The sequence below is a fragment of the Clostridium culturomicium genome, assembly GCF_000821305.1.
Classification (GTDB): domain Bacteria; phylum Bacillota; class Clostridia; order Clostridiales; family Clostridiaceae; genus Clostridium_J; species Clostridium_J culturomicium.
In genome coordinates this window covers 1,566,854-1,592,844 of the sequence record NZ_CCXK01000017.1, presented here as the reverse complement: position 1 = coordinate 1,592,844, position 25,991 = coordinate 1,566,854, and the positions used below count along the sequence as shown (strand labels likewise).

Below are 25,991 nucleotides of genomic sequence, written 5' to 3'. Positions count from 1 at the left end.
AGCTGTTCATAAAATTTTAAGGAACAATAAAAGGCCTCTTGCATATAATGACGGGTAATAAAATTAAAAATCTTCTCATATATTTTAATTAAGTTTATCAGGTGGTAAATTTAATGAACTAAACAGGAGGGGATAAAGTGAAAAACAAAAGGTATGCTACAAAGGGAAAGACTAAGGCAAGGATAATGCTGCTTATAGTTGTAATTGCTATGACAGTAACAATGATGTTTTCAACTCCAGGGATTGCAGAAGGTAATAGTAGTGATACAACTATTCAAAGCGCAATGAGAAGTAATTTTTTTCTGAAGCTTATAGGCTCCACAGTAAGTGCATTAAAGGTTGAAGAAAATAGTGATGATAAAAGCTTTATTGGTCAGTTTTCAATAAATGCATTGAGGATAGTAAATAAGGAAATAAGTTTTTTAAATTACGATAATTTAGCATTGGGTAATTCTGATGTGAATCAGCAGGCTCAAACAGTTAATAACATTGTAATTAATCCATTTAAAATAAATGATGGATCAATTAACAAAATAGATAATTCAGTTAACATAATTGGTAACCCAGAGGATAACTCAAAGAAAAAGATATTGATTTATCACACTCATACCAATGAAGCCTACGCTGAAGGAAATACCGGTCTTGAAAGTACGGTGGCAGCAGTAGGAGATACATTGACTGATGAACTTGAAAATCAGGGCTTCACAGTTATACATGATAAAACCGTTCATGACGTTGCGGATTATAATAATGCATATAAGGCTTCAAGAGAAACTTTTACAAAGTATCTAAACAGCTATGGAGATTTTGATCTTATAATTGACTTGCATAGAGATTCAGGTCCATCGAAGGAAAGTATTACAGGACAAATTGAAGGTAATAATGTTGCAAAAATAATGTTTGTAACAACTGAGCAAGATCCAAGGTACAATGCACATATGGCAAATATAGAACAAATTGCATCAATAGCTAACGATATGTATCCAGGACTATTAAGAACTAAGTATTTATATACTTACTTAAGCGGGATTTCCTATTATAGTCAGGATTTAAGTGATAATGCTATTCTGATGGAAGTTGGAGCAAATGTTAATGGACTTCAAGAGGCTAAAAACTCTATGGTATATATGAGTAGAGTAATAGCGCAATATTTAAGTACTAAGTAAAAAATCTATTTAAAGAACTATAAACTAGTGAAAACCTTGGTTTGTAGTTCTTTTCATTTTGCAAGATATAGAGTGCCAATGGGAAAGGACCTTGCAATTGTATTTAGGAAAATGTGAAATATTGAAAGCCTTTCAGGGGTAATAAATTCATTAGTTTAAGCATATATTTTCATTAGGTTTATTGGTTTATAAATTTGGTGGACAAACAGGGGGGATAAGGTGAAAAACGAAGAGACAGCTAAATATGGTAAGGTTAAAGCCAGGGTGATGATATGTATAGTTGTAATTACCATGACAATTTCAATGTTGTTTTCCACTCCTGGTATTGCAGTTGATGATGGTAATAATACAACTATGGAAAGTGTCATGAAAAGTAACTTATTTTTTAAACTTATTGGTTCCACAGTAAGTGCATTAAAGGTTGAAGGAAATAAAGATGACACTAGCTTTGTTGGAAGATTTTCTATCAATGCATTAAATATAGTAAATAATGAGATAAGTTTTTTGACAGTGGGAGATTTTCTACTTGAAAGTACAGATACAAATGAACATGCTAATGTGGTTCAAAATATAGTTATTAACCCTTTTAAAATAAATGATGGTTCAATTAGCATGGCGCCAGATCCTGTAAGCATTGTGGGGGATCCTTCAAGTAATTTAAGAAAACGAATATTAATTTATCATACTCATACTAATGAGGCTTATGCAGAAGGAAATTCAGGTCTTGAAAGCACTGTTGCTGGAGTTGGAGATGTTTTGGCTTCAGAACTTGAAAAGTTAGGGTTTACGGTAATTCATGATAAAACAGTTCATGATGTAGCGGATTATAATAATGCATATTATGCTTCAAGAGATACGGTTAATAAATATTTAAGTAGTTATGGAGATTTTGATCTTATAATAGATTTGCATAGAGATGGAGGCCCTGCAAAGCCAAGTGTTACAGGTACAATAGATGGAAATAACATAGCCAGACTTTCACTTGTTACAACTAAACGTGACCCTAGATATGAAGCTCATATAACTAAAATGCAGGAAATAGTTGATACTGCAAATGATCTTTATCCGGGGTTATTTAAAGATGGAGAAAGAGGGCTTATTGCATATAATCATGGAGGTATAACTTTTTACAATCAGGATCTAAGTGATAATGCAATTCTAATGGAAGTGGGCGCAGATGTTAATAATCTGCAGGAGGCTAAAAATTCTATGGTATATATGAGTAAGGTTATAGGGGGATATTTGAACTCTAAATGAAGAAGACTCTCTTTATTGCATAAAGATGTTTGAGGTTGAATTTCTGCAGGCTAAATCACAGACTTAGACTATTACTTAAGTTTAACTGAATAAATATAAAATTTGTAGTGTCATTTACGGTATAAAAGTATTAAAAAAAGTACATCATTAATTTGAGGTGCTTTTTTTAGTTAGATTAGATATTTTTGACTTAGCTAATCGAATTTACTCCACCGAAGGCATGTAAGGGGGAGTTTCTTTGAAAAGAGAATCTTTGATTTAGATATGCAAACTTACTCTTCCAATGAAATGAGGCAGAGTTTTAGTAAGAAATGGGGTTGGATTATGAGTAAAAGTAAAACAAGTTCTTCTGCAAAGTGGTTTTTACTTTCAGCAATATTAATAGTAACAATAGGAGTTTTTAAAGTTAACTTTGAATTAGCAGAGGTTGTAAAGCCTAGTTCTTCCTTTGAGGTAACCGTGGACAAAGACCCTCTTTTATTAACTTTAAAGGCAGGAGATTTTAAAATAAAGTTTAGTGGAGGGCGTTTTGAGAGTTTCTTTAATGGTATAGATACTATTGTAGAAACTATATTTTAAATTTAATTAATCTTTTATTTTCGTTCTTCATAAATGAAAACTCTTGTGGTATAATTTACTGTGATTTATTTTATATAAGTTGTTTTGTATTGGCAAATATAATAAATTAGAAATTTAGCTGAGTAAGCCTTAGAGTAAAATCTAGAGAATCAGTTTAATATAAGTGAAGCTGCAAATCTACGATTTGTATGGCCACACTTACTCCTATGAACAGAGAGAATAGGAGTTTCTTAATATAAATTTACGGGGGTAATTTAATGCAAACTAATAGACAAAAACATATTAGAAATTTTTCTATAGTAGCTCATATAGATCACGGTAAGTCTACTTTAGCAGATAGACTTCTTGAAAAAACAGGAACGCTTACAGAAAGAGAAATGGAAGCACAGGTTCTTGATAACATGGAGCTTGAAAGAGAAAGAGGAATAACAATTAAGGCTCAAGCAGCCAGACTTATACATAAAACAGAAGATGGCGAAGAGTATATATTAAACCTTATTGATACCCCAGGACACGTAGACTTTAACTACGAGGTATCAAGAAGTTTAGCAGCCTGTGAAGGAGCAATTCTTGTAGTTGATGCAACTCAAGGTATTCAAGCACAGACTTTAGCAAACTGTTATCTTGCTTTAGACCACGACTTAGAGATTGCACCAGTAATTAATAAGATTGACCTTCAAAGTGCAAGACCAGACGAAGTTAAACAGGAAATAGAAGACGTTATAGGAATTCCTGCTGATGATGCACCGCTTATATCAGCAAAAACAGGGCTTAATATTGAAGATGTAATTAAAACTGTTATTGATAAGGTTCCTGCACCAAGCGGAGATGAGGAAGCACCTTTAAAGGCGTTAATATTTGACTCTTACTATGACTCATATAAAGGCGTTGTAACTTATATAAGAGTTTTTGATGGTGTTGTTAAACCAGGAACAAAGATTAAGTTTATGAATACTAATAAGGTTTATGATGTTACAGAGGTAGGGGTATTTACTCCAAGTCCATTAAAGACAGAAGAACTTAGAGCTGGTGATGTTGGATATTTAACTGCAGCAATCAGAAATGTTAAGGATGCAAGAGCTGGAGATACAATTACAGAGGCTAAAAGACCAACAGAAACTCCTATGGAAGGATATAAACCTGCTATACCGATGGTATTCAGTGGTATCTACCCTGTTGATGGCGCTAAATATGAAACTTTAAAAGAGGCTTTAGAAAAGCTACAGCTAAATGATGCAGCCTTATCCTTTGAACCAGAGACTTCTATAGCTTTAGGTTTTGGATTCAGATGTGGATTTTTAGGACTTCTTCACATGGAGATTATTCAAGAAAGAATTGAAAGAGAATATAACATTGATATCATCACAACTGCGCCTTCCGTTATATATAAGGTTGCTAAAACCGATGGTGAATTATTAGAAATTACAAACCCAACGAATCTTCCAGATCCATCAGAGATTTCTTATATGGAGGAGCCAGAGGTTAAAGCTTCAATCATTGCACCTTCTGATTATGTAGGGGCAATAATGGAGTTATGTCAAGAGAAGAGAGGAACCTTTATCGATATGCAGTATATCGAGGAAACAAGGGTTGTAATTAACTATGATATTCCTTTAAATGAAATTGTTTATGATTTCTTTGATGCTTTAAAATCTAGAACTAGAGGATATGCATCCTTTGATTATGAGCTTAAAGGTTATAAAGAAACTAAACTTGTTAAGCTTGACATCCTTCTTAATGGAGACATCGTGGACGCGTTATCTATGATAGTTCCAGCTGATAGAGCTTATCATAGGGGAAGAGTTATGGCTGAAAAGCTTAAAGAGATAATTCCAAGACAAATGTTTGAGATTCCAATACAAGCAGCAGTAGGAGCTAAAATCATAGCAAGAGAAACAGTTAAAGCTATGAGAAAAGACGTACTTGCTAAATGTTACGGTGGAGATATATCAAGAAAGAAAAAGCTTCTTGAAAAACAAAAAGAAGGTAAGAAGAGAATGAGACAAGTGGGAAGTGTAGAAGTACCACAAGAAGCATTCATGGCAGTACTGAAAGTTGATTAGTTTAGAAGCATATAGATATAGAAATAATTATTAAATTAAGAATTTAGAATGCTAAAGTGTAGAATGCCAAAGTGTAGAATGAAGAATGATTTTTCTCATTGCAATTGGAGAATCTATAACTTATTAAAAACATTAAAAACTCCTTTGAAGTCTTTAATGAGAAATAAAACAAAGGAAATTCGCAGGAATTTCCACAAACATTCTAGATTCTTAATTCTACATTCTTAATTAAAAAAGAGGAGAAAAATATATGAACACAGTAGGATTGTATATCCATATACCATTTTGTAAAAACAAATGCTTCTACTGTGATTTTCCATCATTTAGTGGCAAAGAATCTTTAATGGTTGATTATGCTAAGGCATTAAGCAAAGAAATTGATAATTCTTGTCAAGATAAATTAATAAGCACAATATTTATAGGTGGGGGTACTCCCACCTATTTGTGTATAGAGGGTTGGAAAATCATAGCTGAAAGTATAAAAAAATTGAATTTTGTAAGTAAGGATTTTGAATTTACAGTAGAAGGAAATCCGAATTCTTTCAACGAAGAGCAGCTTGAAATTTTTAAAACTATGGGTGTGAATAGAATTTCTATGGGACTTCAAGCAGTTCAAGAGCATCACTTGAAATCTATTGGAAGAATTCATACTATTGAAGATTTTAAGAAAAGTTACATAATGCTTAGGGAAAATGGTTTTAATAACATTAATGTAGATTTAATGTTTGGACTACCAAATCAAACTTTAGCGGAATGGATTGAGAGCCTTGAGCAGGTTATAGAGTTAAAGCCAGAACATCTATCCTGCTATAGTTTAATAATTGAAGAAGGAACTAAGTTTTATAATTTATATGAGAATGAAAGTTTAATTTTACCTAATGAAGATGTGGAACGAGATATGTATGCTGTTACAAAGGATATTTTAAAGAAAAATGGATATGAGCAGTATGAAATATCAAATTACGCAAAAAAGGGATTCGAATGCAAGCATAACAAAATTTATTGGCAGCTTAACAATTATGTTGGATGTGGTTCATCTTCCCATTCTTATATTAATGGAATTAGGTATAGAAATGAAAGTAATATAGAAAAATATATAGGAAGAATGAATGAATCGAATACGGTGGTAGTGGAAGAATTTAAAAATTCGGAGAAGGATGATATTGAAGAGTTTATGTTTCTTGGACTAAGACTTAATGATGGAATTGATATCAGAGAATTTCAGCATCGATTTGGAGTTTCAATTTTTGATAAATACAAGGACATCATAGAGAAATATGTTCATATGGAGCTTTTAAACCTTGAAGAAAATAGGCTTTTCTTAACCTCAAAGGGAATGGAATTCAGCAATCAAGTTATGGCAGATTTTATTTTGTAAAAAAAGTATGAACCCTATTGACAATACATATAGAAAGTGATATTTTTTAAATATAGTCATTAGCACTCGAAGTTGGTGAGTGCTAACAAAGAGGTGATGAATATGGATATGGATGAAAGAAAGATTAAAATCTTGCAGGCCATAATTACTGACTATATTACCTACGGAGAGCCTGTGGGTTCAAGAACCATATCAAAGAGATATGATTTAGGTATCAGTTCTGCTACCATCAGAAATGAAATGGCAGACCTTGAAGAAATGGGATATTTAGAACAACTTCATACATCCTCTGGACGAAGACCTTCAGATAAGGGGTATAGACTTTATGTAGATAAACTTATGAATACTCCCACCCTCACTGAGGAGGAGCAGAATTCCATTCGTCGTGAGATTAGGGAAATAGCCCTTAATGAAGTAGATGCCATAGTTAAAGGTGCAATCGATATAGTTTCAAACTTTACTAGATTAACATCGGTAGTTAAATTTGCTCCAGTGCAGAAATCTAGTATTAAATATATAAAGCTTTTAGCTATTGAAAAATATTTGATTTTATCTACAATCATTACGGATAACGGTAATATTAAAAATAATACTATTAAAGTTGCTAATGAAGTAGATGATGATAAACTCATCAGAGTCAACAATGTTCTAAACGGGCTTTTAGTTGGAATAAGTATAGAGCAGATAAGCTTAGATTTCCTTGTGAATCTGAGGAATGAACTTGTGGGATATGAAGAGATTTTTGATAGCATTATACCTGCACTGCATGAAACTTTAGTTCAGGGTGACAGTAGTGAGATTTATACAAAGGGTACAACAAATATATTTGATTATCCAGAGTATAACAATATAGACAGAGCAAAAGCTTTTCTAGGTTTGATTAACAATGAAGAAAATTTAAATCAAATTTTAACCCCTGCCACTGAAGAACCTTTATATATAGGTATTGGTAAAGAAAACTATATTGAATGCGCTAAAGACTGCAGCATAATAACAGCTAGTTACAGCTACAAAGGCAGAGTAATGGGAACCATAGGAGTTATTGGGCCAACAAGAATGAACTACGATAAAGTAGTTGCAGTATTAGACACTGTAGTTGAAGAAATAGATAAAAATATTTCAAAAATATATGATGAGCCTGAAGTTTAGCTATTAATGCAGCTAAAGGAATTAATAGATTGGAGGAAAGTGCATTGCATAATAATATGGAAGAAAACAAAGACCAAATGAATAGTTCGGTTAATGGTGATGCAAGTGAAGTTCTTGAGAATGAAGCTTCTGAAACAATAGCATGTGAAGGAGAAGGAATTCCTTGTGAAGAATCTGCTGAAACTAATGAAACAGTAGAGGAACAGGAATGTGAAGATGAAATGAAGATGTTTAGAAATCGCAAGGCTGAACTTAAGGATCTTAAAGATGAAAACGAAGCTTTAAAAGATAAACTTTTAAGAACTGTTGCAGAATATGATAACTTCAGAAAAAGAACAATAAAAGAAAAAGAAAATATATATACTGAAGCTTGTGCAGATGTATTAAAGGAAATGCTTCCTGTTTTAGACAATCTAGAAAGAGCTGTTGCAGTTGATGGTAGTGTTGAAGATTTGAAGAAAGGTTTAGAAATGACAATTAATCAATTCATGGGAGCTTTAAATAAGCTTGGAGTTGAAGAAATTGCTGCAGATGGAGAGTTTGATCCAAATCATCATAATGCAGTAATGCACGTTGAAGATTCAAGTTTAGGTGCAAATCAAGTTGCTGAAGTATTCCAAAAGGGATATAAAAAAGGTGAAAAAGTATTAAGATATAGTATGGTTAAAGTAGCCAACTAAATAAATTTAGAAATAAGTATCAATATAATAAATTTTAGAAAATGAATTAAGATTTCATTATTAGGAGGAAATTATAATGGGAAAAATAATAGGAATTGACTTAGGAACAACTAACTCATGTGTATCAGTTATGGAAGGTGGAGATCCAGTTATCATACCTAACGCTGAAGGCGCTAGAACTACTCCATCAGTAGTATCTTTCATGCCAAATGGTGAAAGATTAGTTGGTCAGGTAGCAAAAAGACAAGCAATCACAAATCCAGATAAAACAATAATCTCAATAAAAAGACATATGGGAACTAACCATAAAGTAAATATAGATGGAAAAGAGTATACTCCACAAGAAATATCAGCAATGATACTTCAAAAATTAAAAGCTGATGCAGAGGCTTATCTTGGAGAAACAGTAACAGAGGCTGTAATCACAGTTCCTGCATACTTCAATGACAGTGAAAGACAAGCGACTAAAGACGCAGGAAGAATAGCTGGTCTTGATGTTAAGAGAATAATCAACGAGCCAACAGCAGCATCTCTTGCTTATGGTCTTGATAAAATGGATACAAACCAAAAGATTTTCGTATATGACCTTGGTGGTGGTACTTTCGACGTATCTATCCTAGAATTAGGTGATGGAGTATTTGAAGTTAAAGCTACTAACGGAGATACTCAGTTAGGTGGAGACGATTTTGATAATAAAATCATAGATTATATAGCAAATACATTCAAAGCTGAAAATGGAATTGACTTAAAGAACGATAAGATGGCTTTACAAAGATTAAAAGAAGCTGCAGAAAAAGCTAAAATAGAGTTATCTTCTGCAACTCAAACAAACATTAATCTTCCATTTATCACAGCTGATGCTACAGGTCCAAAGCACATCGACATGACTTTAACAAGAGCTAAATTTAACGAATTAACTCACGATTTAGTTCAAAGAACAATAGAGCCAATGAAAAAAGCTCTAAACGATGCTGGACTTTCAATTGGAGAAATAGATAAGGTAGTACTTGTTGGAGGATCTACAAGAATACCTGCAGTAGTTGATGCTGTTAAGAACTTCACTGGAAAAGAGCCTTCAAAAGGAGTTAACCCAGATGAGTGTGTTGCAGCAGGTGCAGCTGTTCAAGGTGGAGTTTTAACTGGAGACGTTAAAGACGTATTACTTCTTGACGTTACACCATTAACTCTAGGAATTGAAACTTTAGGAGGAGTTGCTACTCCATTAATAGAAAGAAATACAACTATACCAACTAAGAAGAGCCAAGTGTTCTCTACAGCAGCAGATGGTCAAACATCAGTTGAAATTCACGTTGTTCAAGGTGAAAGACAAATGGCAGCTGACAACAAGACTTTAGGAAGATTCACTCTTTCTGGAATCCCAGCAGCTCCAAGAGGAATTCCACAAATCGAAGTTACTTTTGATATAGATGCTAACGGTATCGTTAAAGTTTCTGCTAAGGATAAAGGAACTGGTAAGGAAGCTAACATTACAATTACAGCTTCTACTAACTTAAGTGATGATGAAATCCAAAATGCAGTAAATGAAGCTGAAAGATTTGCTGAAGAAGATAAGAAGAGAAAAGAGTCTATAGAAGTTAAAAATACTGCAGACCAAATGGTATATCAAACAGAGAAAGCTTTAACAGATTTAGGAGATAAAGTTTCTGCTGAAGATAAAGCTAAGATTGAGCAAAGAGTTCAAGTTTTAAAATCTGTTAAAGATGGAGAAGACTTAGAAGCTATTAAGAAAGCTACTGAAGAATTAACTCAAGAGTTCTATGCAGTTTCTTCTAAAGCATACCAAGGTGAAGGTGGACCACAAGGACCAGAAGGCTTCGATCCTAACAACATGGGTGGAGCAGGACAACAATCAGCAGGATCAGATGATGATAATGTTGTAGATGCTGACTTTAAAGTAGACTAATATAAGTAAAATTATAAAGTAATATGTTTAATAAGGGATGACGTAAAACTCATCCCTTAATTTAAGTGAGTGTTCAAATTTATGATTTGGTAACACAAGTTTATTCAGTAGAGCACTTATTTGAATTTATAGGAGAAGTAGTTTTCTTTGAAAAGTTGAAATTATAATGAATATGTTTTAAGATAATATGGAAACTTCTCTTAGTAACCGTGCATAAAGTATAAGAGACTAAAGAGTGAAGTAAGAAAAATAGGTGGTGAAAATTTCTATATGGCAAATAAGGATTTTTATGAAGTTCTTGGAATAGATAAAAGTGCAAGTGATGAAGATATAAAGAGAGCTTTTAAAAAGCTTGCTTTAAAATATCACCCTGATAGAAATCAAGGTGATGCAGAAGCAGAGGAGAAATTCAAGGATATAAATGAAGCATATCAAGTGCTTTCAGATCCAGAGAAAAGACAGAGATATGATCAGTTTGGTACTGCTGACTTTAATGGAGCTGGCGGTGGCTTTGATGGCTTTGACTTTGGCGGCTTCGGCGGCTTTGGTGATATCTTTGGAGATATCTTTGGTGGCGGCTTTGGCGGCTTCGGTGGTGGCGGAGCTAAAAATGGTCCAAGAAAAGGTGCAGATTTAGAGTATGATCTAACCTTAACATTTGAAGAAGCTATGACTGGCTGCGAAAAGGAAATCAAGGTTACAAGAAGAGAAAAGTGTGAAACATGTGGAGGAAGTGGAGCTAAGGCTGGAACTTCTCCAAAAACTTGTAGCAAATGTGGAGGAAGAGGAAGAATTCAAGTTCAAAGAAGAACTCCACTAGGCGTAATGTCAACAACTACTACCTGTGATGCTTGTCATGGAGAAGGTAAAATCATTGAGGAACCATGTCAAACTTGTAAGGGTTCAGGTAAGGAAAGAAAAACAAGAAGTATAACAATAAATATTCCAGCTGGAGTTGATACTGGTAATGTAATGCCATTAAGAGGCCAGGGAGAAGCTGGTGAAAATGGTGGACCAGCAGGAGATTTATATATCAATATCAGAGTAATGACTCACAAAACATTTAAGCGTAAGGGAAATGATATCCACATGGAAACTCATATTTCCTTTGGTAAAGCTGTTCTTGGAACTGACATTAAGGTTCCAACTATTGATGGAGATGTAACCTATAAGGTTCCGGCAGGAACACAATCAGGAACTATATTTAGATTAAAAGGCAAAGGCGTTCCTAGAGTAAATTCTGCAGGAAGAGGAGATCATTATGTAAAAGTAATAGTTGACGTTCCTAAGTCATTAAATGGCGAACAGGAAGAAGCTTTAAAAGCCTTCATGAATGCTTGTGGTGAAACTGTTGAAGGTGCACCAGAGAAGAAAAAGCATAAAAAGGGTATATTCGGAAAATAAAATATTTAAATAGTAAATTGCTTCAATATTTATCTAGATGAAAAAAGATAAATGTTGAAGCAATTTTAATTAACTTTGATACTTTAATAAAGTATTTAGATGAGTATATTATATTTAAGTATATGCAGGGGGGGATATGATGGTTTATATGGGAGATGAAAGTTTTTGGAATGATAAGTTTGGATGCAGAAGTGATAGACCTTTAAATCCAGAGGAAGCTATAGTTGAAAATTTGAAGTATTTCAAAAATGGTACTGTATTAGATATTGCCTGTGGTGATGGGAGAAACTCTCTTTTTTTATTGGAAAAAGGTTTTAAGGTTAAGGGGGTTGATTTCAGCACTAAAGCGTTATTAAGATTAGAAAAATTTGCAGCAAGAAATAATTATGAAATAGAGACAGAGTTAATTGATTTAAGTGAAGATGATGCATTAAAAAATATAGGTGTATTTGATGATGTTTTAGTTAATCACTTTAGAGTAAGCAAGAGTATAATGCATGACCTGAAGAATCATTTAAGTCATGGTGGGGTGCTCTTTGTTTCCGGCTTTGGTCATAAACATAAACCAGATTTAAAAATTCGTAAAGAAGATTTAATTCAGCCTGATGATTTTGAACCTTTAAAGAATGATTTTGAATTACTGCATTACGAAGAGTTTAAAGACGAAAGAGGCTTCTTTGTGACTTATATATATAGAAAAAATTAAAGGGAAGTCATTGTTGGACACGACTATTCAATATGCAAATATGAATAAAAGTATAACAGTAAGTTTTTTTATTAAATTGAACACTAGGGTTTAATTAGTGTATAATAGGTTGTGCTATGTTTACTTAACATCTTCAAAGGGCATAATTTTTAGATGTAAGGAAAATATTAAATTTAAAATATATTACATAGATTAGTTAATTGGAGGAATACATAATGGATAAAGATTGGATAGAGGTTACCGTTGTAACAAGCAGTGAAGCTACAGAAGCAGTTTCAGGGATATTTTACACTCTTGATGTTCAGGGAGTTTCAATAGATGATGCTAAGGATGTGGAGTTTAAAAAGAAGCATCCAGCTTATGCTGACTTTTTTGATGAGGCAGTTTTGAATAAGGATAAGGATGCAATAGTTAAAGGGTATTTCAAGAAGACTGATGATTTTGATGAAATAATCAAGTATATAGAAGAAGGCGTTAATAATCTTACTGAATATGGTCTTGATAAGGGAAAAGGAATTGTTACCTATAATAAGGTTAATGAAGAAGATTGGGAAAATAACTGGAAGAAATACTATAAACCAACTTTAGTAGGAGAGAAAATAGTTGTAAAACCTATATGGGAAGAGTATGAGCTTAAGGCAGGAGAGTTAATGGTTGAGATGGACCCGGGGATGGCTTTTGGTACTGGTACTCATGAAACTACAAGAATGTGTGTTAAAGCTTTAGAGAAATATGTTAAAGGTGAAGACACTGTATTTGATATAGGAACAGGTTCAGGGATTTTATCTATTGCGGCAGCGAGACTTGGAGCTAAGCATGTAGTTGGAGTTGATTTAGACCCAGTTGCTGTTGATTCAGCTAAAAAGAACGTCGGATATAATAATTTATCTAACATTGAAATTCTATACGGAGATTTAATGGAAGTTGTTAAAGGAAAAGCTGAGATTGTTGTTGCTAACATACTTGCACCAATAGTTATGATTCTTTGCGATGGAGTTAAAGAGTTTATAAATGAGGGTGGATTCTTTATTGCATCTGGAATTCTTAATACTCAAGAAGAAATGATAAAAGAGAAAATGGAAGCTGTTGGTTTTAAAATAGAAGAAGTTATTGCAGACGGTGAGTGGGTTTGCATAGTTGCAAAGAAGTAGATTATTATTTATAATAAAGCCAAGTTTAGGATAGGAGTACACTAATATGCATAAGTTTTTTGTTGAAAGAAATAAGATAGCTGGAAATGTGTGTACCATTGACGGTGATGATGTAAAGCACATTTATAAAGTTCTAAGACTAAAGGAGGGAGACAAAGTAAATATCAACAACTGTAATGGTGTTGAGTACTTTGGTGAAATCCTTGAGGTAAATAAAAAAGAAGTTAAAGTTAATCTTATTGAGAAGGTTGAACTTAATAACGAAAGTCCTATTGAGGTTCATTTATTCCAAGGTTTGCCTAAAGCTGCTAAAATGGATTTAATAGCTCAGAAGTGCACAGAGCTAGGAATAAGTGAAATAACACCTATAATTACAGAGAGAGTTGTAGTTAAAGGGAATGATACTTCAGAATTTAAAAAGGTTGATAGATGGAACAGAATTTCATTAGAAGCTTGCAAGCAAAGTAAGAGAAGTATAATTCCATCAATTAATCAGCCTATGGAATTTGATGTTTTAATGGAAGAGTTAAAAGAATTTGATTTGGTTGTTGTTCCATATGAGAACCAAGAAAATCAAGGTATTCGTTACGTCAAAAATCAAGTTAAGGATAAGGAAATTAAAAAAGTTGCAATTATTATAGGACCAGAAGGCGGTTTTGAAGAAAGTGAAATCGAAGCTTTAAAAGCAGCTGGAAGCTATATAGTGACTTTAGGACCTAGAATATTAAGAACAGAAACTGCTGGATTTGTGGCTCTAAGCTTAATAATGTATGAACTTGGAGATTTAGGAGGAGACATATAATGAAGGTAGCATTATATACACTGGGTTGCAGAGTTAACTCATATGAGTCAGAGGCTATGGCAGAGCAGTTTATAAAAGAAGGTTACGATGTTGTTGATTTCAGCGAATTTGCTGATGTATATGTAATTAACACTTGTACAGTAACTAACATGGGTGATAAGAAGTCAAGACAAATGATAGGAAGAGCAAGAAGGTTAAATCCAGAAGCTATTATAGCTGTAGTAGGGTGTTATTCACAGATTGCTTCCGATGAGGTAGCTTCTATAGAGGGCGTTGATGTTGTTCTTGGAAGTAGAAATAAAGGTGAGGTTGTTTACTGGGTAAACAGAACTAGAGAAGAGAAGAAGCAGGTTATAGAAGTTAATGATGTTCTAAGAAATAAAAAGTTTGAAGAGCTTTCAATTAATGAATATCAGGATAAAACAAGGGCTTTTCTTAAAATTCAAGATGGGTGTAATAAATTTTGTACTTACTGCTTAATTCCTTTTGCAAGAGGGGCAGTATGTAGTAAAGATCCAGAACAGATTTTAAAAGAAGTTAATGAATTAAGCAGAAATGGCTTCAAGGAAATAATCCTCTCTGGAGTTCATACAGCTTCTTACGGGGTGGATATACAAGGTGATTGGAATCTAGTTAGAGTCCTTGAAGAAATCGATAAAATAGAAGGTATAGAGAGAATAAGAATTGGTTCAATAGATCCAACCTTCTTTACTGAAGGAGTAATTGAGAGAATCTGTGGACTTAAAAAACTGTGTCCTCATTTCCACTTATCCCTTCAAAGTGGATGTGATGCAACTTTAAGAAGAATGAATAGAAAATACACTGCTGCTGAATACAAAGAAGTTTGTGATAATCTTAGAAAATATATGAAAGATGTTTCAATAACCACTGACATTATTGTTGGTTTTCCAGGAGAATCAGCTGGAGAGTTTGAGGAAACATATAAGTTCTTAAGTGATATCAAATTAAGTAAAATGCATATCTTCAAGTATAGTAAAAGAGCGGGAACAAAAGCTGCTGATATGCCATTCCAAGTTGATGGAAATCTTAAAGAAGAAAGAAGTAAGGCTTTAATAGAGTTAAATCATAAAAATGAAGTTGAATTTATGGAAGGCTTTATTGGAAGAACTATGAGTGTTCTTTATGAAGAGAAAGTTAGTGAAAGTGAAAACTCTTATGTAGGGTATACAGAAAATTATTTAAAGGTTATAACTAACAGCAGTGAAGATATAAGTGGAAAAATAGTTCCAACTAAAGTTATTTCTGTAGAAGCTGAACATATGATAGGTGAAGTGTAAAATATAAAATCATATTTAGAAAAATCATACACCTATGAGGAATTTTGGAGTATAATATTAGGTAGAATAAGTAATATTATAGAAGAAAGCTTAAGATTGCTTTTAAATCTATAGTGAATTAAAAGAGTGGGTATTTTACTTATGTTCTATTTCAATTGCGGAGTGATGAAAATTGAAACGGTGCTTAAGAAGAATTTTAAGACTCTTGAATGGAGGTGAAAGAATGTCAGATTGTATATTTTGTAAAATTGCAAAAGGAGAAATTCCTTCAAATAAAGTTTATGAAGATGAAAAGATTTTATGTTTTCACGATATAAGCCCAGAAGCTCCTGTGCATGTGCTAATAATACCAAAGGAACACATTGAGTGTGTAAATGATATTAATAATGAAAATAGTCAGATTATAGCGCACATTTTCGCCACTATTCCTGAGCTTACTAAAAAGTTGGGTATAGACAAATCAGGCTATAGAGTAGTGACTAATATCTTAGCTGACGGTGGTCAAACGGTGCCGCATTTACATTTTCATTTGCTAGGTGGAAGAAACTTGAAATGGCCACCAGGTTAAAAATATAGAATTAATAGCAATGAAAATCTTGACATAAGCTTGAGTGAATTGTATAATTGAAAATGTGCTATTTAGGCCTCGCATTGGCTACTTTTAATTAAAATTAAATTGAGCTAGCGGAGGGAGGGATATAAATGTCAGAGATAAAAGTTGGAGAAAACGAATCATTAGAAAATGCATTAAGAAGATTTAAAAAGAAATGTGCAAGATCAGGTGTACTTTCAGAAGTAAGAAAGAGAGAACACTACGAGAAGCCAAGTGTTAAAAGAAAGAAAAAATCAGAAGCTGCTAGAAAAAGAAAGTTTAAGTAGAATTTGAAAGAAGGTTTAATAATGTCATCCATAAGGGAAACATTACAGGACGACTGGAAAAATGCTATTAAATCAAAAGACAGATTTAAGGCAAATGTAATTAGTATGGCAAAATCAGCTATTCTATTACTTGAAAAATCTGGTGCTACAGACATCGATGATACAAAAGTTATTGAGGTTATAGCTAAGGAAGTTAAACAAAGAAGAGATTCTTTGGTTGAATTTGAAAAAGGAAATAGACAAGATTTAGTTGAACAAACTAAAGCTGAAATTGAAATCCTATTACACTACCTTCCTCAGCAGTTAACGGAAGATGAAATCCGAAAAATTGTTACGGAAGCAGCTGAAAAGCTAGGTGCTAGTAGCATGAAAGATATGGGAAAGCTAATGGCAGATGTAAGACCACAAACTAATGGTCGTGCAGATGGTAAATTAGTAAGTCAAATAGTAAAAGAATATTTGAATAAATAAGGAACTCAGTTTTACTGAGTTCTTTCCTTTTGCGATAATTTAAAATTTGAAACATAGAATTTAGAATATTGAAGGAAATCCCTAAGGGGATTTCTTTAATTTAGTATTAAAATAAAGAAACTCCGTAGGAGTTTGAAACTCTATTCTTAATTCTCCATTCTACATTCTAAATTAATAAAGTTACATATTAAATGAAGGTATATTTTTATTAAAGGGGTTATTATTCTTCATCCAACATCATAAAATTTACAAGGAAAACTTTAGGTTTAAATTGTGATAAAAATATGAGTAAGAGGTGAGGAGAATGGCAAACAAATTGGGGGCAATGAGAGAAAAGCTGGTGGATACATTAGAATTGCCAGCAGAGATAACATTAAACGTACCAAAAATAACTATATTAGCTAAAAAAGAAATAACCGTTGAAAATCATAAAGGTGTAATGAGATTTAGTACTACAGAGCTTGTGGTAAACACATCCTTAGGTGCGCTTACAATAAAAGGAGACAATCTTGAGATAGCTTTTGTTGGGGGAACCACTATAACCTTAAGGGGTAACTTTAAAGGTGTGGTGTATGATAATTATGAAGAGATTTGATGATGTAAAAGCTAGTTATGTAACGGTTAGAATAGAAGCTGTCGAGATCGAAAAGATATTGAACTTTTTGTGGAACAAAAACGTAGATGTAAGAGATATAAAAAATAATAATAAGTTTTCCGTAGATTTGAAAATTGAATTAAAAGATTATAAGGTATTAAGAGAAGGTGTGAAAAAAGCTAGAGGTAAGCTGGTTGTTTTGGATAGAAAAGGAATGAAATTCTTTTTTATGCACCTGAACTCAAGAAAATTTTTAGTTGCGGGTATAGCAGCATTTTTCTTTGTATTATACTATTTAAGCACCTTTATTTGGAAGGTGGATATAATTACTGAAAGGTATTTAGCGCCAGTAGAAGTAAGAAATATGCTTAAAGAGTATGGCATTGATGTGACTAAGAAAAAGACATCTATAAACGTTGTAGAAGTTGAAAAAGCTCTTGTAAGAGATTTTGATGAAATAATGTGGATTAAAGTAAGAATTGAAGGTTCTAAGCTTTCTGTTGAAATTAAGGAACGTCAAGAGCCTCCTAAGATTAAAGAAAAACCAGATTATACAGGTAATATAGTTGCGAGAAAGAATGGAATTGTAAACAGAATAAATACTATTTCTGGAACTCCTGTGGTTAAGCCAGGACAGGTTGTAAATGCTGGAGATATTTTGATACAGGGGCAAGAGGGAAAGGAAACCATGGAGTTTCAAGTTATGGCTGAAGGAAAAGTGCCTTCAACTGTATTTTATGAAGAAATCTTAGAAGTGCCAAAAACTTATGTAGAAAAGGAAAGAACGGGCAATAAGAAAGTTAGGTATGGAATAAATGTAAATAATAAAATAATTTATCTAGGAAAATCATTAAATAACTTTGTAAATTATGATAAAATAGAAACAAAATGGGGTATCTTTATTAGAGAAGAGTATTTTGAAACTGAAGAAGTTGAAAAGACTGTGGAAACTGACGGTATAGTAAAGGATCTTCAGAACAAAATATATTTAAATCTTGATAGAGCAGCAAAGGTTTTATCAGTTGCTCCAGAAATAGAAGATATTGGAGAGAAGAACAGAATAAGAGTTTTAGTAACGGTAGAAGAGGATATAGCAAAGAGTGAAATCGCGCCTCCACAGACTGAAGAACAATCCGAGGAGGATAGTGCTAATCCGTAAAGAGAAGGTGGAAAGATGGGATATAAAAATACGTTATTGAAGAAGACTAAGTTTCCAAAAATAAAACCGTATATTACTTTTATTGCCACTGCTTTAATTGTTTATTTTATTTTAAGCTCGGTAGTGGTAACGAAAAAGTATAATCTGGAAGTTGGTGAGATAGCAAAAATCGATATAAAAGCGCCAAAGGATGTAGAGGATAAAGTTGCAACTCAAAAGAAGATTGAGGAGGAGTTAAACCATCTTCAAGATGTATATACCTATAATGCTGATGTGAAAAAGACGGCAATAGATAATATTGATAAGTTATTTCAGCTTGTAACTGATGTTAATAATAATACATCTATAATACCAAGTACATCCACGGATCCAGATGTTGATACGGCAGAACAGGACGCAGCTAGATTGAAAGCTGAAAAGATTAAAAAACTTAAGGAGCAAAGTCCTATTGATAAAATATCAGTAGAAAATTATGAGATTTTATTATCCCTTAGCAGTACTCAGTTGCAAAGTGTTCATGATGATTTAGTAGCAGCACTTAATGATGTTTATGATAATATGCAGATAAGAGAAGGAAACTCACAGGATATATTTAATGCTCAAAATAGGGTTCAAATGGCTTTTAATAACACTAGTTATTCTAAAGCTATTAAGGATATGGCTACCTCTATAGGGCATCTTCAAACAAAGGCAAGTTCTTTTATTGATCACACAAAAACAGAGGAAGCGAGACAGGCAGCTATAAAAAGTGTGACACCTGTTATGTATAAAAAGGACCAAACTATTGTATCTGAAGGTCAGCCTGTTACAGAGGCTCAAATTCAGCTGCTGGAGGATGCGGGTCTTTTGGATAATGATAAATCTACACGATTATACTTATATTTAGCTTTAGCAGTTCTTGTTGGAGGAGTAATTACTCTTCAATGGATATATTTAAAAGACAAGAGGCCTGATATATATAAGGATAGTTCAAAGGTGGCATTGATAAATATTTTAACAATATTATCTGTTCTATTAGCAAGAATAGCAGTAACTATTAATGTTTTTTTCGCTCCATTTGCGTGTGTTTATATTTTATTTACGGTTCTTATTGATGATAAGACCTCTTTGGTATTTGGAACCTTAAATGTGGTGTTTATTGCACTTTTAGCAAGCTTTGGTCCGCATATAATGATTATTGCAATTTTAAATGCAGTAATAGTACCAATAGTATTAAAAAGAGTTCAGCAAAGAAGTGATATATTATATTCTAGCTTGATAATCGGAGTTATAAATATTTTTGCTACAGGTGTAATAGGTTACTTTTTAAGTTCAGATTTAAGGAGTGTTATATCAAAGGCATTATGTGCTGGTGGTGGAGCTGTGATTTCAGGAATATTGGCAATTGGAATACTTCCATTCTTGGAAAATGCCTTTGATATTATTACTAACATGAAATTACTTGAGTTATCAAATCCTAACAATCCGTTGATGAGAAGATTATTATTAGAAGCACCAGGGACTTATCATCATTCAGTTTTAGTTGCTAATTTAGCAGAAATGGCAGCAGAAAAAGTTGGGGCTAATCCAATAATGGCGAGAACTGCAGCTTACTATCATGATGTAGGTAAGCTTGAAAGACCTTATTACTTTAAGGAAAACCAGATAGGTATTAATCCTCATGATGGGATGTCACCTGCCCTTAGTGCAGCAATAATACTTTCTCACGTTGATGATGGAATAAAATTAGCTAACAAACATAATCTTCCAAGGTCTATTATTGATGTAATTAATGAGCATCATGGAGATTCAACAGTAAAATATTTCTATATAACCATGAGAAATAACAGTGAAAATCCGGATGATGTGAATGAAGAGGATTATAAATATAGTGGAAGACCTCCAAGAACTAAGGAGTCAACTATTGTTATGATGGCTGATGGAGTTGAGGCAGCTGTTAGATCCATCCAAAAGCCAGATAAAGAAAAAATTGAAAAAATGGTTGATAATATTATTAAGACAAGGCTTGATGAAGGACAGCTTAAAAATTCAGATTTAACTTTTAAGGATTTAGAAAAAATTAGAGAAAGCTTTTTAACCGTTCTTTCAGGAATTTATCATGAAAGAATAGAATATCCAAAGGAAAAATTAACAAAATCTATGTTAGATAAAGATGTTGTTGAAGTTGAAGAAGATGAGGATAAGGTTAAAATTTATGTTAAGGGAGCTTTTGGTTTAAAGGATAAGTTTAAACCTAAGGATAAATAGTATTTAACTTTAAAATGAAGTGAATTAAAACTCCCCGAAAGGGGAGTTTTAATAAAAATAAAAGAAATTTAATTTGAAAGTTAAAAAAAGGTTTATGGGAAAACTAATAAATAATAAGTATAAATAGTATATGAGAGGTATAAAATGATATACAAGGACGATAGACAAAGTTTACTGATGGTTGATGAAGATCTGACAAAACTGATTGATGAAATCATAGATTATGCGTTAAAGGAAGAACAGGTTCTAATTCCTTATGAGGTTAGTGTGATTTATGTAGACAATGAAAGTATAAAAGAAATTAATGAAGAAACCAGAGGTATAGACAAAGCAACAGATGTGCTTTCTTTCCCCATGTTAGATTATGATGACAAGAATGTATTTAAGGATTGTTATGTGGGATATGAATTTTCGCAAATTGATTTAAATGAAGGAAATCTAGTTCTTGGTGATATAGTTCTTTCATTAGAAAGAGCAAAGGAGCAAAGTGAAGATTTCGGCCATTCTTTTCAAAGAGAAGTATGTTACTTAATTATTCACTCTATTCTTCATCTTCTAGGATATGACCACATGGAAGAAGAGGAAAAGAAGGTGATGAGAGCGAGAGAAGAGGAGATATTAAACAAGTTTGAAATAAGGCGATAGGTTTTAAGGTGAGGCGGGGAATGTTATGAAGGTAAAAAAAATGGTGGATAGCTTTAATTATGCTATTGAGGGAATAATATATTCAATTAGAACTCAGCGTAATATGAGAATACATATGATATTAGCAATATTGATTCTTACTGCGTGCTTCTTCTTTGATATAACTAAAATTGAACTGTTAATACTAACAATAACAATAACAATGGTTATTGTGGCAGAGATGGTTAATACTGCAGTGGAAAGTGCTATAGATGCTACCACTAATTTTTATCATCCTTTAGCTAAAATAGCTAAAAATGTAGCAGCAGGAGCTGTTCTTATAACTGCAATCAATGCAGTTTTAGTTGGATACATAATCTTTTATGATAAGATGTTTCCTTTATCATTAATAATGTTAAATAAAATAAAAAATTCAAGTCCTCTTATGATCTTTTTAGTTCTTGTAATAGTGTGTATAGTTACGGTGGTGATAAAAGCTGTATACGGAGAAGGCACAGCTTTAAGAGGAGGAATGCCTAGTGGACATAGTTCATTAGCATTTGCTTTAGCTACTATTATAACTTTAATGACCTCAGAAATGGAGTCAGCTCCATTTATAATGGCGTTATCTTATTTAATGGCGGTTATAGTTGCTCAAAGCAGAGTAGATTCAGATGTGCACTCCATATGGGAGGTTATTGCAGGGGCTCTTTTAGGAACTTTACTCACTCTGTTTATTTATAAGGTTATAATGTAATAATAATTAAAAAAAGAGGGACAATAGTCCTGGTTATGGTGTATACTAGAACAACCGAATATAATTGGAGGGAAATTAAATGGAGATAAAAGAATTAGTAAAACTAAGTATTGAAGCAAGAGAGAAAGCTTATGTACCATATTCGAATTTTAAAGTGGGTGCTGCTGTAGAAATGGAAGATGGTAGTGTTTATACAGGATGTAACATAGAGAATGCTTCCTATGGTGCTGCTAACTGTGCTGAAAGAACGGCAATATTTAAAGCAGTTTCAGAAGGACACACTTCAATTAAAAAGATTGCAGTTGTTGGAGATATGTCTGCCTTCACTTCTCCATGTGGAATATGTAGACAGGTTATTGCTGAATTTGCCAGTGATGATATTGAAATAATAATTGTGAAAAACGAAGAGGAATATCAAGTAAAAACTTTAGAAGAAATTTTACCAGGAGCTTTCAGAAAATCTGATTTGCTTAAGTAAGGAGGAAATATGTTTAAATCAGGATTTATAACAATTGTGGGAAGACCTAATGTAGGGAAATCCACCCTGTTAAATCATTTAATGGGAGAGAAGTTGTCTATTGTTTCTAGTAGACCACAAACTACTAGAAATAACATACAGACAATATTAACAAAGGATAACTATCAGATAGTATTCGTTGATACGCCAGGTATGCATAAGCCAAAGAATAAGCTTGGTGATTACATGATGAAAAATGCCAAGGATTCAATGAAAGAAGTTGATGTGGTTGTATTTTTGACAACACCAGATGGTGGAGTTAAAGAGGGTGACCTTCATATATTAGAGCAGCTTAAAGGTTGTGGAACACCTGTATTTTTGGTTGTTAATAAGATCGATGAAAATGCAGAAAATAAAGTTGCAACAGCGCTTGAAGAATATACAAAGCTGTTTGATTTTGCAGAAATAATTCCTATATCAGCAATGAATGGGAAAAATACTGATAAGTTATTGGAATTAATAGTTGATAAGCTTCCAGAGGGACCTAAGTATTATCCAGAGGATATGATAACTGACCAACAGGAAAGGTTCATAGTAATGGAGATAATAAGAGAAAAAGCATTAAGGTTATTATCTCAGGAAGTACCACATGGAATAGCTATAGAAATTCTTTCAATGAAGCAGCAGGAAAATGGTAAATACCATATAGAAGCAAATATGTTATGCGAAAAAGATTCACATAAAGGTATTATCATCGGGAAGAATGGATCTATGTTAAAAAAGATATCGACCTATGCTAGACAAGATATAGAAAAGTTCTTAAATGCAAAGGTTAATTTAAAGATTTGGGTTAAAGTTAAGGGTGAATGGAGAGACAGCTCCTTCCTTCTTAAGGAGCTTGGATATAAGTAGATTGTAGGTGGGAATTGTGAGTACCATTAAAACAAGAGGAATGGTGTTAAAAGTTCAGGATTATAAAGAAAATGATAAATTGCTTTGGATACTTACAGAGGAGTATGGAAAAGTAACGGTCATTGCGAAGGGGGCAAGGAAAAGTAAAAATAAAAACTTTTCTAATACCTTGCCTTTCTGCTTTGGTGAATATGTTTTATTTAAGGGTAGAACTATGTTTTCTTTAAATGAAGGTAGGATTATTGACTCCTTTCAAGATATTTTAGATAATTATGATACATTAATATATGGTTCATACTTTAATGAGTTGGTAGATATAGCAATAGAGGAAGACCCATGCAATGAGATTTTCGTGGACATTATAAAGGCTTTCTTCCTTATGAGAAATGGAGCAGTTGATTTAGATATTTTGGCTAGAGCTTTTGAAATAAAACTTTTAAAAGCTACAGGATACGGAATTTCTTTAGAACACTGTGCTGTTTGTGGAAATAAGGTTAATAACTCTGATTACATATCTTTTCAGTTTTATGGCGGAGTATGTGGAAATTGTGACAAGAGATATGGAACTCATGTGTCTATAGCAGCATATAATGGAATTAAATTTCTTAGTAAGGTTGATTTAGAAAAAGCAGGGCGACTTGCTTTAGATGAAAGAACTAAACAAGAAATATGCAAGATTTTAACTACATTTATAGAGTTGAACTATAGAAGGAAACCTAAGAGTTTATCGTTGCTTACAGGTTTTCAAATGGCTACTACCAATGGTATAATGTAAAATAAGGGTAAATATTGCTTAGGGGGAATATTTGTGGACCAGGATACATTAAAAAAGATAGAAATTCTTAAAGAACGTACTAATTTATCAAATGAAGAAGCAGAAGCATTGCTTAAAAAATTCAATGGTGATCTTATTGAGGCCTTAATATATTTTGAGAAAAAGAAAAAGGATGATGATGAATTCGGTAATATATATGATAAAATAAGCCAGAACGAATTTGTTAACTACATAAAAGAGTTAATCAAAAGCGGGAATGTGGCTAGAATTATTATTCGAAAGGATGATACTGTTATTGTAAATATACCAGTTAATGCAGGTCTTGTAGTTGGGGTAATAATGGTTCTGCAGCCTGTTATTCTTCTTTTAGGTGCTGCAACCGCAGTATTTACAAAGCTGGAAATTGATATCATTAAAAAGGATGGTACAGTTGAGGTTGTAAATAAATATGTAGAAAAAGGCGTTAAAACTACAACAAAGGTTGCATCTGAAGTTGGACATGAACTACAAGAGGTTTTTTCTCAAACTTCATTTAAAATTAAGGATAAGATTAATCAAATGAAGAATAATAAGAACAGATAAATATTAAATGCGTAAAGAGTTACTTGATTAAATAGAAAAAGATGGGGGAACTCATCTTTTTTGTTTGAAATAAAATGTTTACAAGGATATCACAAAATATTCCAAATTGAGTGAAAATTTTACTTCTTTTCAAGAAAAATATTGAAAAATAATATTCCTTTTTATAATATCATGCTATAATATACCTATAGTGGAAATTAGCAAAGGAAGAAAAAATTAAAAACGATTAATTATAAACAATGCTGTGGTTTTATTTTACATAAAAGTATGATATTATCATAAGTATTGGAAATGAAAGGTGGCGAATTGTCATTAAACTCTCAGAGAGACAAGAACAGATTATAGAGCTAGTGAAAGCTAATGAACCAATAACAAGTGAAGCAATTGCCAAAGAGTTAGGACTAACTCGCTCCGCCATACGACCAGATTTATCTATACTAACCATGACTGGAATATTGCAGGCAAGACCTAAAGTGGGATATGTCTGTATGAGAAACTCTTCGAAGAATTCAAGTAGTGGTGAAATCAGAAAAATTAGGGTTCGGGATATAATGTCGAAGCCGGTTCTAGTCAAGGAAGAGACACCTGTTTATGAGGCAATATTAACTTTATTCCTCAATGATGCAGGTACCTTGTTCATAGAAAACGATGGCGTGCTCTTAGGGGCTGTATCAAGAAAAGACTTTATAAAAATGGCAATGGGAACAGCTGACATGCATAGAGTACCTGTCGGAATCATCATGACTAGAATGCCAAATATCATTTGGGTATCTGAAGACGATTCAGCATTTGTCGCAGCAAAAAAAATAATTGAGCATCAGGTAGACAGTCTGCCGGTAATAAGGCGGGAAGGTGTAGACGGAAAAGAAGTATTAAAAATTGTAGGTAAGATATCCAAAACAACCATTACTGGAATTTTTGTTAAATTGGGTGAAGATGAATAAGATATTCGTTTCTGGTAAAAATGAATAAAGTA

The 25,991-nt window shown here is 32.8% G+C and carries 26 protein-coding genes; all 26 read left to right on the top strand.

All coding sequences use genetic code 11. The features are described from left to right. Positions 1–137: 137 nt before the first annotated feature. The 26 genes from BN1075_RS19870 to BN1075_RS19745 all read left to right on the top strand — a co-directional run bounded on the left by BN1075_RS19870 (position 138) and on the right by BN1075_RS19745 (position 25,959). Positions 138–1,166, top strand: a complete 1,029-nt coding sequence (locus tag BN1075_RS19870) for a stage II sporulation protein P (RefSeq protein WP_052406661.1) — start codon at positions 138–140, stop codon at positions 1,164–1,166. Positions 1,167–1,385: 219 nt separating this feature from the next. Continuing rightward, positions 1,386–2,423, top strand: coding sequence for a stage II sporulation protein P (locus tag BN1075_RS21020; protein ID WP_052406660.1), 1,038 nt, complete (start codon positions 1,386–1,388; stop codon positions 2,421–2,423). Positions 2,424–2,747: 324 nt separating this feature from the next. Then, on the top strand, positions 2,748–3,002 hold the full coding sequence (locus BN1075_RS19860; protein ID WP_040195040.1) for a hypothetical protein: 255 nt from the start codon (positions 2,748–2,750) through the stop codon (positions 3,000–3,002). A 257-nt stretch (positions 3,003–3,259) separates the two neighbouring features. Further along, the gene (gene lepA, locus BN1075_RS19855) at positions 3,260–5,065 is read left to right on the top strand and encodes a translation elongation factor 4 (protein WP_040195039.1); all 1,806 of its coding nucleotides are present in this window, start codon (positions 3,260–3,262) and stop codon (positions 5,063–5,065) included. 250 nt (positions 5,066–5,315) lie between these two features. Continuing rightward, on the top strand, positions 5,316–6,443 hold the full coding sequence (hemW, locus tag BN1075_RS19850) for a radical SAM family heme chaperone HemW (protein ID WP_040195038.1): 1,128 nt from the start codon (positions 5,316–5,318) through the stop codon (positions 6,441–6,443). A gap of 102 nt (positions 6,444–6,545) precedes the next feature. After that, the gene (gene hrcA, locus BN1075_RS19845) at positions 6,546–7,592 is read left to right on the top strand and encodes a heat-inducible transcriptional repressor HrcA (RefSeq protein WP_040195037.1); all 1,047 of its coding nucleotides are present in this window, start codon (positions 6,546–6,548) and stop codon (positions 7,590–7,592) included. Between the two features lie 56 nt (positions 7,593–7,648). Then, positions 7,649–8,272, top strand: coding sequence for a nucleotide exchange factor GrpE (gene grpE / locus BN1075_RS19840; protein WP_040195375.1), 624 nt, complete (start codon positions 7,649–7,651; stop codon positions 8,270–8,272). A 76-nt stretch (positions 8,273–8,348) separates the two neighbouring features. Beyond that, a complete protein-coding gene (gene dnaK / locus BN1075_RS19835) occupies positions 8,349–10,196 on the top strand; it encodes a molecular chaperone DnaK (protein ID WP_040195036.1) in 1,848 nt (615 codons plus the stop codon). A 270-nt stretch (positions 10,197–10,466) separates the two neighbouring features. Further along, positions 10,467–11,600: a molecular chaperone DnaJ gene (dnaJ, locus tag BN1075_RS19830; protein ID WP_040195035.1), complete on the top strand. Its 1,134-nt coding sequence runs from the start codon at positions 10,467–10,469 to the stop codon at positions 11,598–11,600. A 136-nt stretch (positions 11,601–11,736) separates the two neighbouring features. Then, on the top strand, positions 11,737–12,306 hold the full coding sequence (locus tag BN1075_RS19825; protein WP_235777840.1) for a class I SAM-dependent methyltransferase: 570 nt from the start codon (positions 11,737–11,739) through the stop codon (positions 12,304–12,306). Positions 12,307–12,521: 215 nt separating this feature from the next. After that, positions 12,522–13,457 carry a 50S ribosomal protein L11 methyltransferase gene (gene prmA, locus BN1075_RS19820; protein ID WP_040195032.1) on the top strand — a complete coding sequence of 312 codons (936 nt, stop codon included), beginning with the start codon at positions 12,522–12,524 and terminating at the stop codon, positions 13,455–13,457. Between the two features lie 46 nt (positions 13,458–13,503). Continuing rightward, positions 13,504–14,259 (top strand): 16S rRNA (uracil(1498)-N(3))-methyltransferase, encoded by a 756-nt coding sequence (locus BN1075_RS19815; RefSeq protein WP_040195031.1) that lies wholly within the window; start codon positions 13,504–13,506, stop codon positions 14,257–14,259. After that, a complete protein-coding gene (gene mtaB / locus BN1075_RS19810) occupies positions 14,259–15,557 on the top strand; it encodes a tRNA (N(6)-L-threonylcarbamoyladenosine(37)-C(2))-methylthiotransferase MtaB (protein ID WP_040195030.1) in 1,299 nt (432 codons plus the stop codon). Before BN1075_RS19815 ends, mtaB begins: the two co-directional genes overlap by 1 nt. Before the next feature lie 223 nt (positions 15,558–15,780). Then, positions 15,781–16,125: a histidine triad nucleotide-binding protein gene (locus tag BN1075_RS19805; RefSeq protein ID WP_040195029.1), complete on the top strand. Its 345-nt coding sequence runs from the start codon at positions 15,781–15,783 to the stop codon at positions 16,123–16,125. A 134-nt stretch (positions 16,126–16,259) separates the two neighbouring features. After that, positions 16,260–16,436 carry a 30S ribosomal protein S21 gene (rpsU, locus tag BN1075_RS19800; RefSeq protein ID WP_035128888.1) on the top strand — a complete coding sequence of 59 codons (177 nt, stop codon included), beginning with the start codon at positions 16,260–16,262 and terminating at the stop codon, positions 16,434–16,436. A gap of 21 nt (positions 16,437–16,457) precedes the next feature. Beyond that, positions 16,458–16,907, top strand: a complete 450-nt coding sequence (locus BN1075_RS19795; protein WP_040195027.1) for a GatB/YqeY domain-containing protein — start codon at positions 16,458–16,460, stop codon at positions 16,905–16,907. Positions 16,908–17,211: 304 nt separating this feature from the next. Then, positions 17,212–17,502, top strand: a complete 291-nt coding sequence (yqfC, locus tag BN1075_RS19790) for a sporulation protein YqfC (RefSeq protein ID WP_040195026.1) — start codon at positions 17,212–17,214, stop codon at positions 17,500–17,502. Beyond that, positions 17,489–18,661, top strand: a complete 1,173-nt coding sequence (gene yqfD / locus BN1075_RS19785) for a sporulation protein YqfD (protein ID WP_197072351.1) — start codon at positions 17,489–17,491, stop codon at positions 18,659–18,661. The genes yqfC and yqfD overlap by 14 nt, the downstream gene beginning before the upstream one ends. 15 nt (positions 18,662–18,676) lie before the next feature. Further along, a complete protein-coding gene (locus tag BN1075_RS19780) occupies positions 18,677–20,908 on the top strand; it encodes an HD family phosphohydrolase (RefSeq protein ID WP_081911676.1) in 2,232 nt (743 codons plus the stop codon). A gap of 144 nt (positions 20,909–21,052) precedes the next feature. Next, a complete protein-coding gene (ybeY, locus tag BN1075_RS19775; protein ID WP_040195024.1) occupies positions 21,053–21,553 on the top strand; it encodes an rRNA maturation RNase YbeY in 501 nt (166 codons plus the stop codon). A gap of 25 nt (positions 21,554–21,578) precedes the next feature. Continuing rightward, complete coding sequence (locus BN1075_RS19770) at positions 21,579–22,289, top strand: diacylglycerol kinase (protein ID WP_040195023.1); 711 nt, start codon at positions 21,579–21,581, stop codon at positions 22,287–22,289. Between the two features lie 79 nt (positions 22,290–22,368). Further along, entirely contained in the window at positions 22,369–22,767 is a 399-nt protein-coding gene (locus BN1075_RS19765; protein ID WP_040195022.1) for a cytidine deaminase, read from the top strand. Positions 22,768–22,776: 9 nt separating this feature from the next. Beyond that, positions 22,777–23,658 carry a GTPase Era gene (era, locus tag BN1075_RS19760; RefSeq protein ID WP_040195021.1) on the top strand — a complete coding sequence of 294 codons (882 nt, stop codon included), beginning with the start codon at positions 22,777–22,779 and terminating at the stop codon, positions 23,656–23,658. Positions 23,659–23,674: 16 nt separating this feature from the next. Then, positions 23,675–24,433 carry a DNA repair protein RecO gene (recO, locus tag BN1075_RS19755; protein WP_081911674.1) on the top strand — a complete coding sequence of 253 codons (759 nt, stop codon included), beginning with the start codon at positions 23,675–23,677 and terminating at the stop codon, positions 24,431–24,433. A 33-nt stretch (positions 24,434–24,466) separates the two neighbouring features. Continuing rightward, positions 24,467–25,015 (top strand): DUF4342 domain-containing protein, encoded by a 549-nt coding sequence (locus BN1075_RS19750; RefSeq protein ID WP_042387484.1) that lies wholly within the window; start codon positions 24,467–24,469, stop codon positions 25,013–25,015. Positions 25,016–25,326: 311 nt separating this feature from the next. Beyond that, positions 25,327–25,959, top strand: coding sequence for a helix-turn-helix transcriptional regulator (locus BN1075_RS19745; RefSeq protein ID WP_040195020.1), 633 nt, complete (start codon positions 25,327–25,329; stop codon positions 25,957–25,959). The last annotated feature ends 32 nt before the right edge of the window (positions 25,960–25,991 follow it).

Bases quoted from the DNA above. Each gene is read 5' to 3' on its own strand.
- hrcA (WP_040195037.1), top strand. From the start codon at position 6,546: ATGGATATGGATGAAAGAAAGATTAAAATCTTGCAGGCCATAATTACT.
- BN1075_RS19815 (WP_040195031.1), top strand. From the start codon at position 13,504: ATGCATAAGTTTTTTGTTGAAAGAAATAAGATAGCTGGAAATGTGTGT.
- BN1075_RS19780 (WP_081911676.1), top strand. From the start codon at position 18,677: ATGGGATATAAAAATACGTTATTGAAGAAGACTAAGTTTCCAAAAATA.
- BN1075_RS19860 (WP_040195040.1), top strand. From the start codon at position 2,748: ATGAGTAAAAGTAAAACAAGTTCTTCTGCAAAGTGGTTTTTACTTTCA.
- dnaJ (WP_040195035.1), top strand. From the start codon at position 10,467: ATGGCAAATAAGGATTTTTATGAAGTTCTTGGAATAGATAAAAGTGCA.
- prmA (WP_040195032.1), top strand. From the start codon at position 12,522: ATGGATAAAGATTGGATAGAGGTTACCGTTGTAACAAGCAGTGAAGCT.
- BN1075_RS19825 (WP_235777840.1), top strand. From the start codon at position 11,737: ATGATGGTTTATATGGGAGATGAAAGTTTTTGGAATGATAAGTTTGGA.
- lepA (WP_040195039.1), top strand. From the start codon at position 3,260: ATGCAAACTAATAGACAAAAACATATTAGAAATTTTTCTATAGTAGCT.
- hemW (WP_040195038.1), top strand. From the start codon at position 5,316: ATGAACACAGTAGGATTGTATATCCATATACCATTTTGTAAAAACAAA.
- era (WP_040195021.1), top strand. From the start codon at position 22,777: ATGTTTAAATCAGGATTTATAACAATTGTGGGAAGACCTAATGTAGGG.
- ybeY (WP_040195024.1), top strand. From the start codon at position 21,053: ATGATATACAAGGACGATAGACAAAGTTTACTGATGGTTGATGAAGAT.
- grpE (WP_040195375.1), top strand. From the start codon at position 7,649: ATGGAAGAAAACAAAGACCAAATGAATAGTTCGGTTAATGGTGATGCA.
- BN1075_RS19765 (WP_040195022.1), top strand. From the start codon at position 22,369: ATGGAGATAAAAGAATTAGTAAAACTAAGTATTGAAGCAAGAGAGAAA.
- BN1075_RS19770 (WP_040195023.1), top strand. From the start codon at position 21,579: ATGAAGGTAAAAAAAATGGTGGATAGCTTTAATTATGCTATTGAGGGA.
- mtaB (WP_040195030.1), top strand. From the start codon at position 14,259: ATGAAGGTAGCATTATATACACTGGGTTGCAGAGTTAACTCATATGAG.
- yqfC (WP_040195026.1), top strand. From the start codon at position 17,212: ATGGCAAACAAATTGGGGGCAATGAGAGAAAAGCTGGTGGATACATTA.
- BN1075_RS19805 (WP_040195029.1), top strand. From the start codon at position 15,781: ATGTCAGATTGTATATTTTGTAAAATTGCAAAAGGAGAAATTCCTTCA.
- dnaK (WP_040195036.1), top strand. From the start codon at position 8,349: ATGGGAAAAATAATAGGAATTGACTTAGGAACAACTAACTCATGTGTA.
- BN1075_RS19795 (WP_040195027.1), top strand. From the start codon at position 16,458: ATGTCATCCATAAGGGAAACATTACAGGACGACTGGAAAAATGCTATT.
- yqfD (WP_197072351.1), top strand. From the start codon at position 17,489: ATGAAGAGATTTGATGATGTAAAAGCTAGTTATGTAACGGTTAGAATA.
- rpsU (WP_035128888.1), top strand. From the start codon at position 16,260: ATGTCAGAGATAAAAGTTGGAGAAAACGAATCATTAGAAAATGCATTA.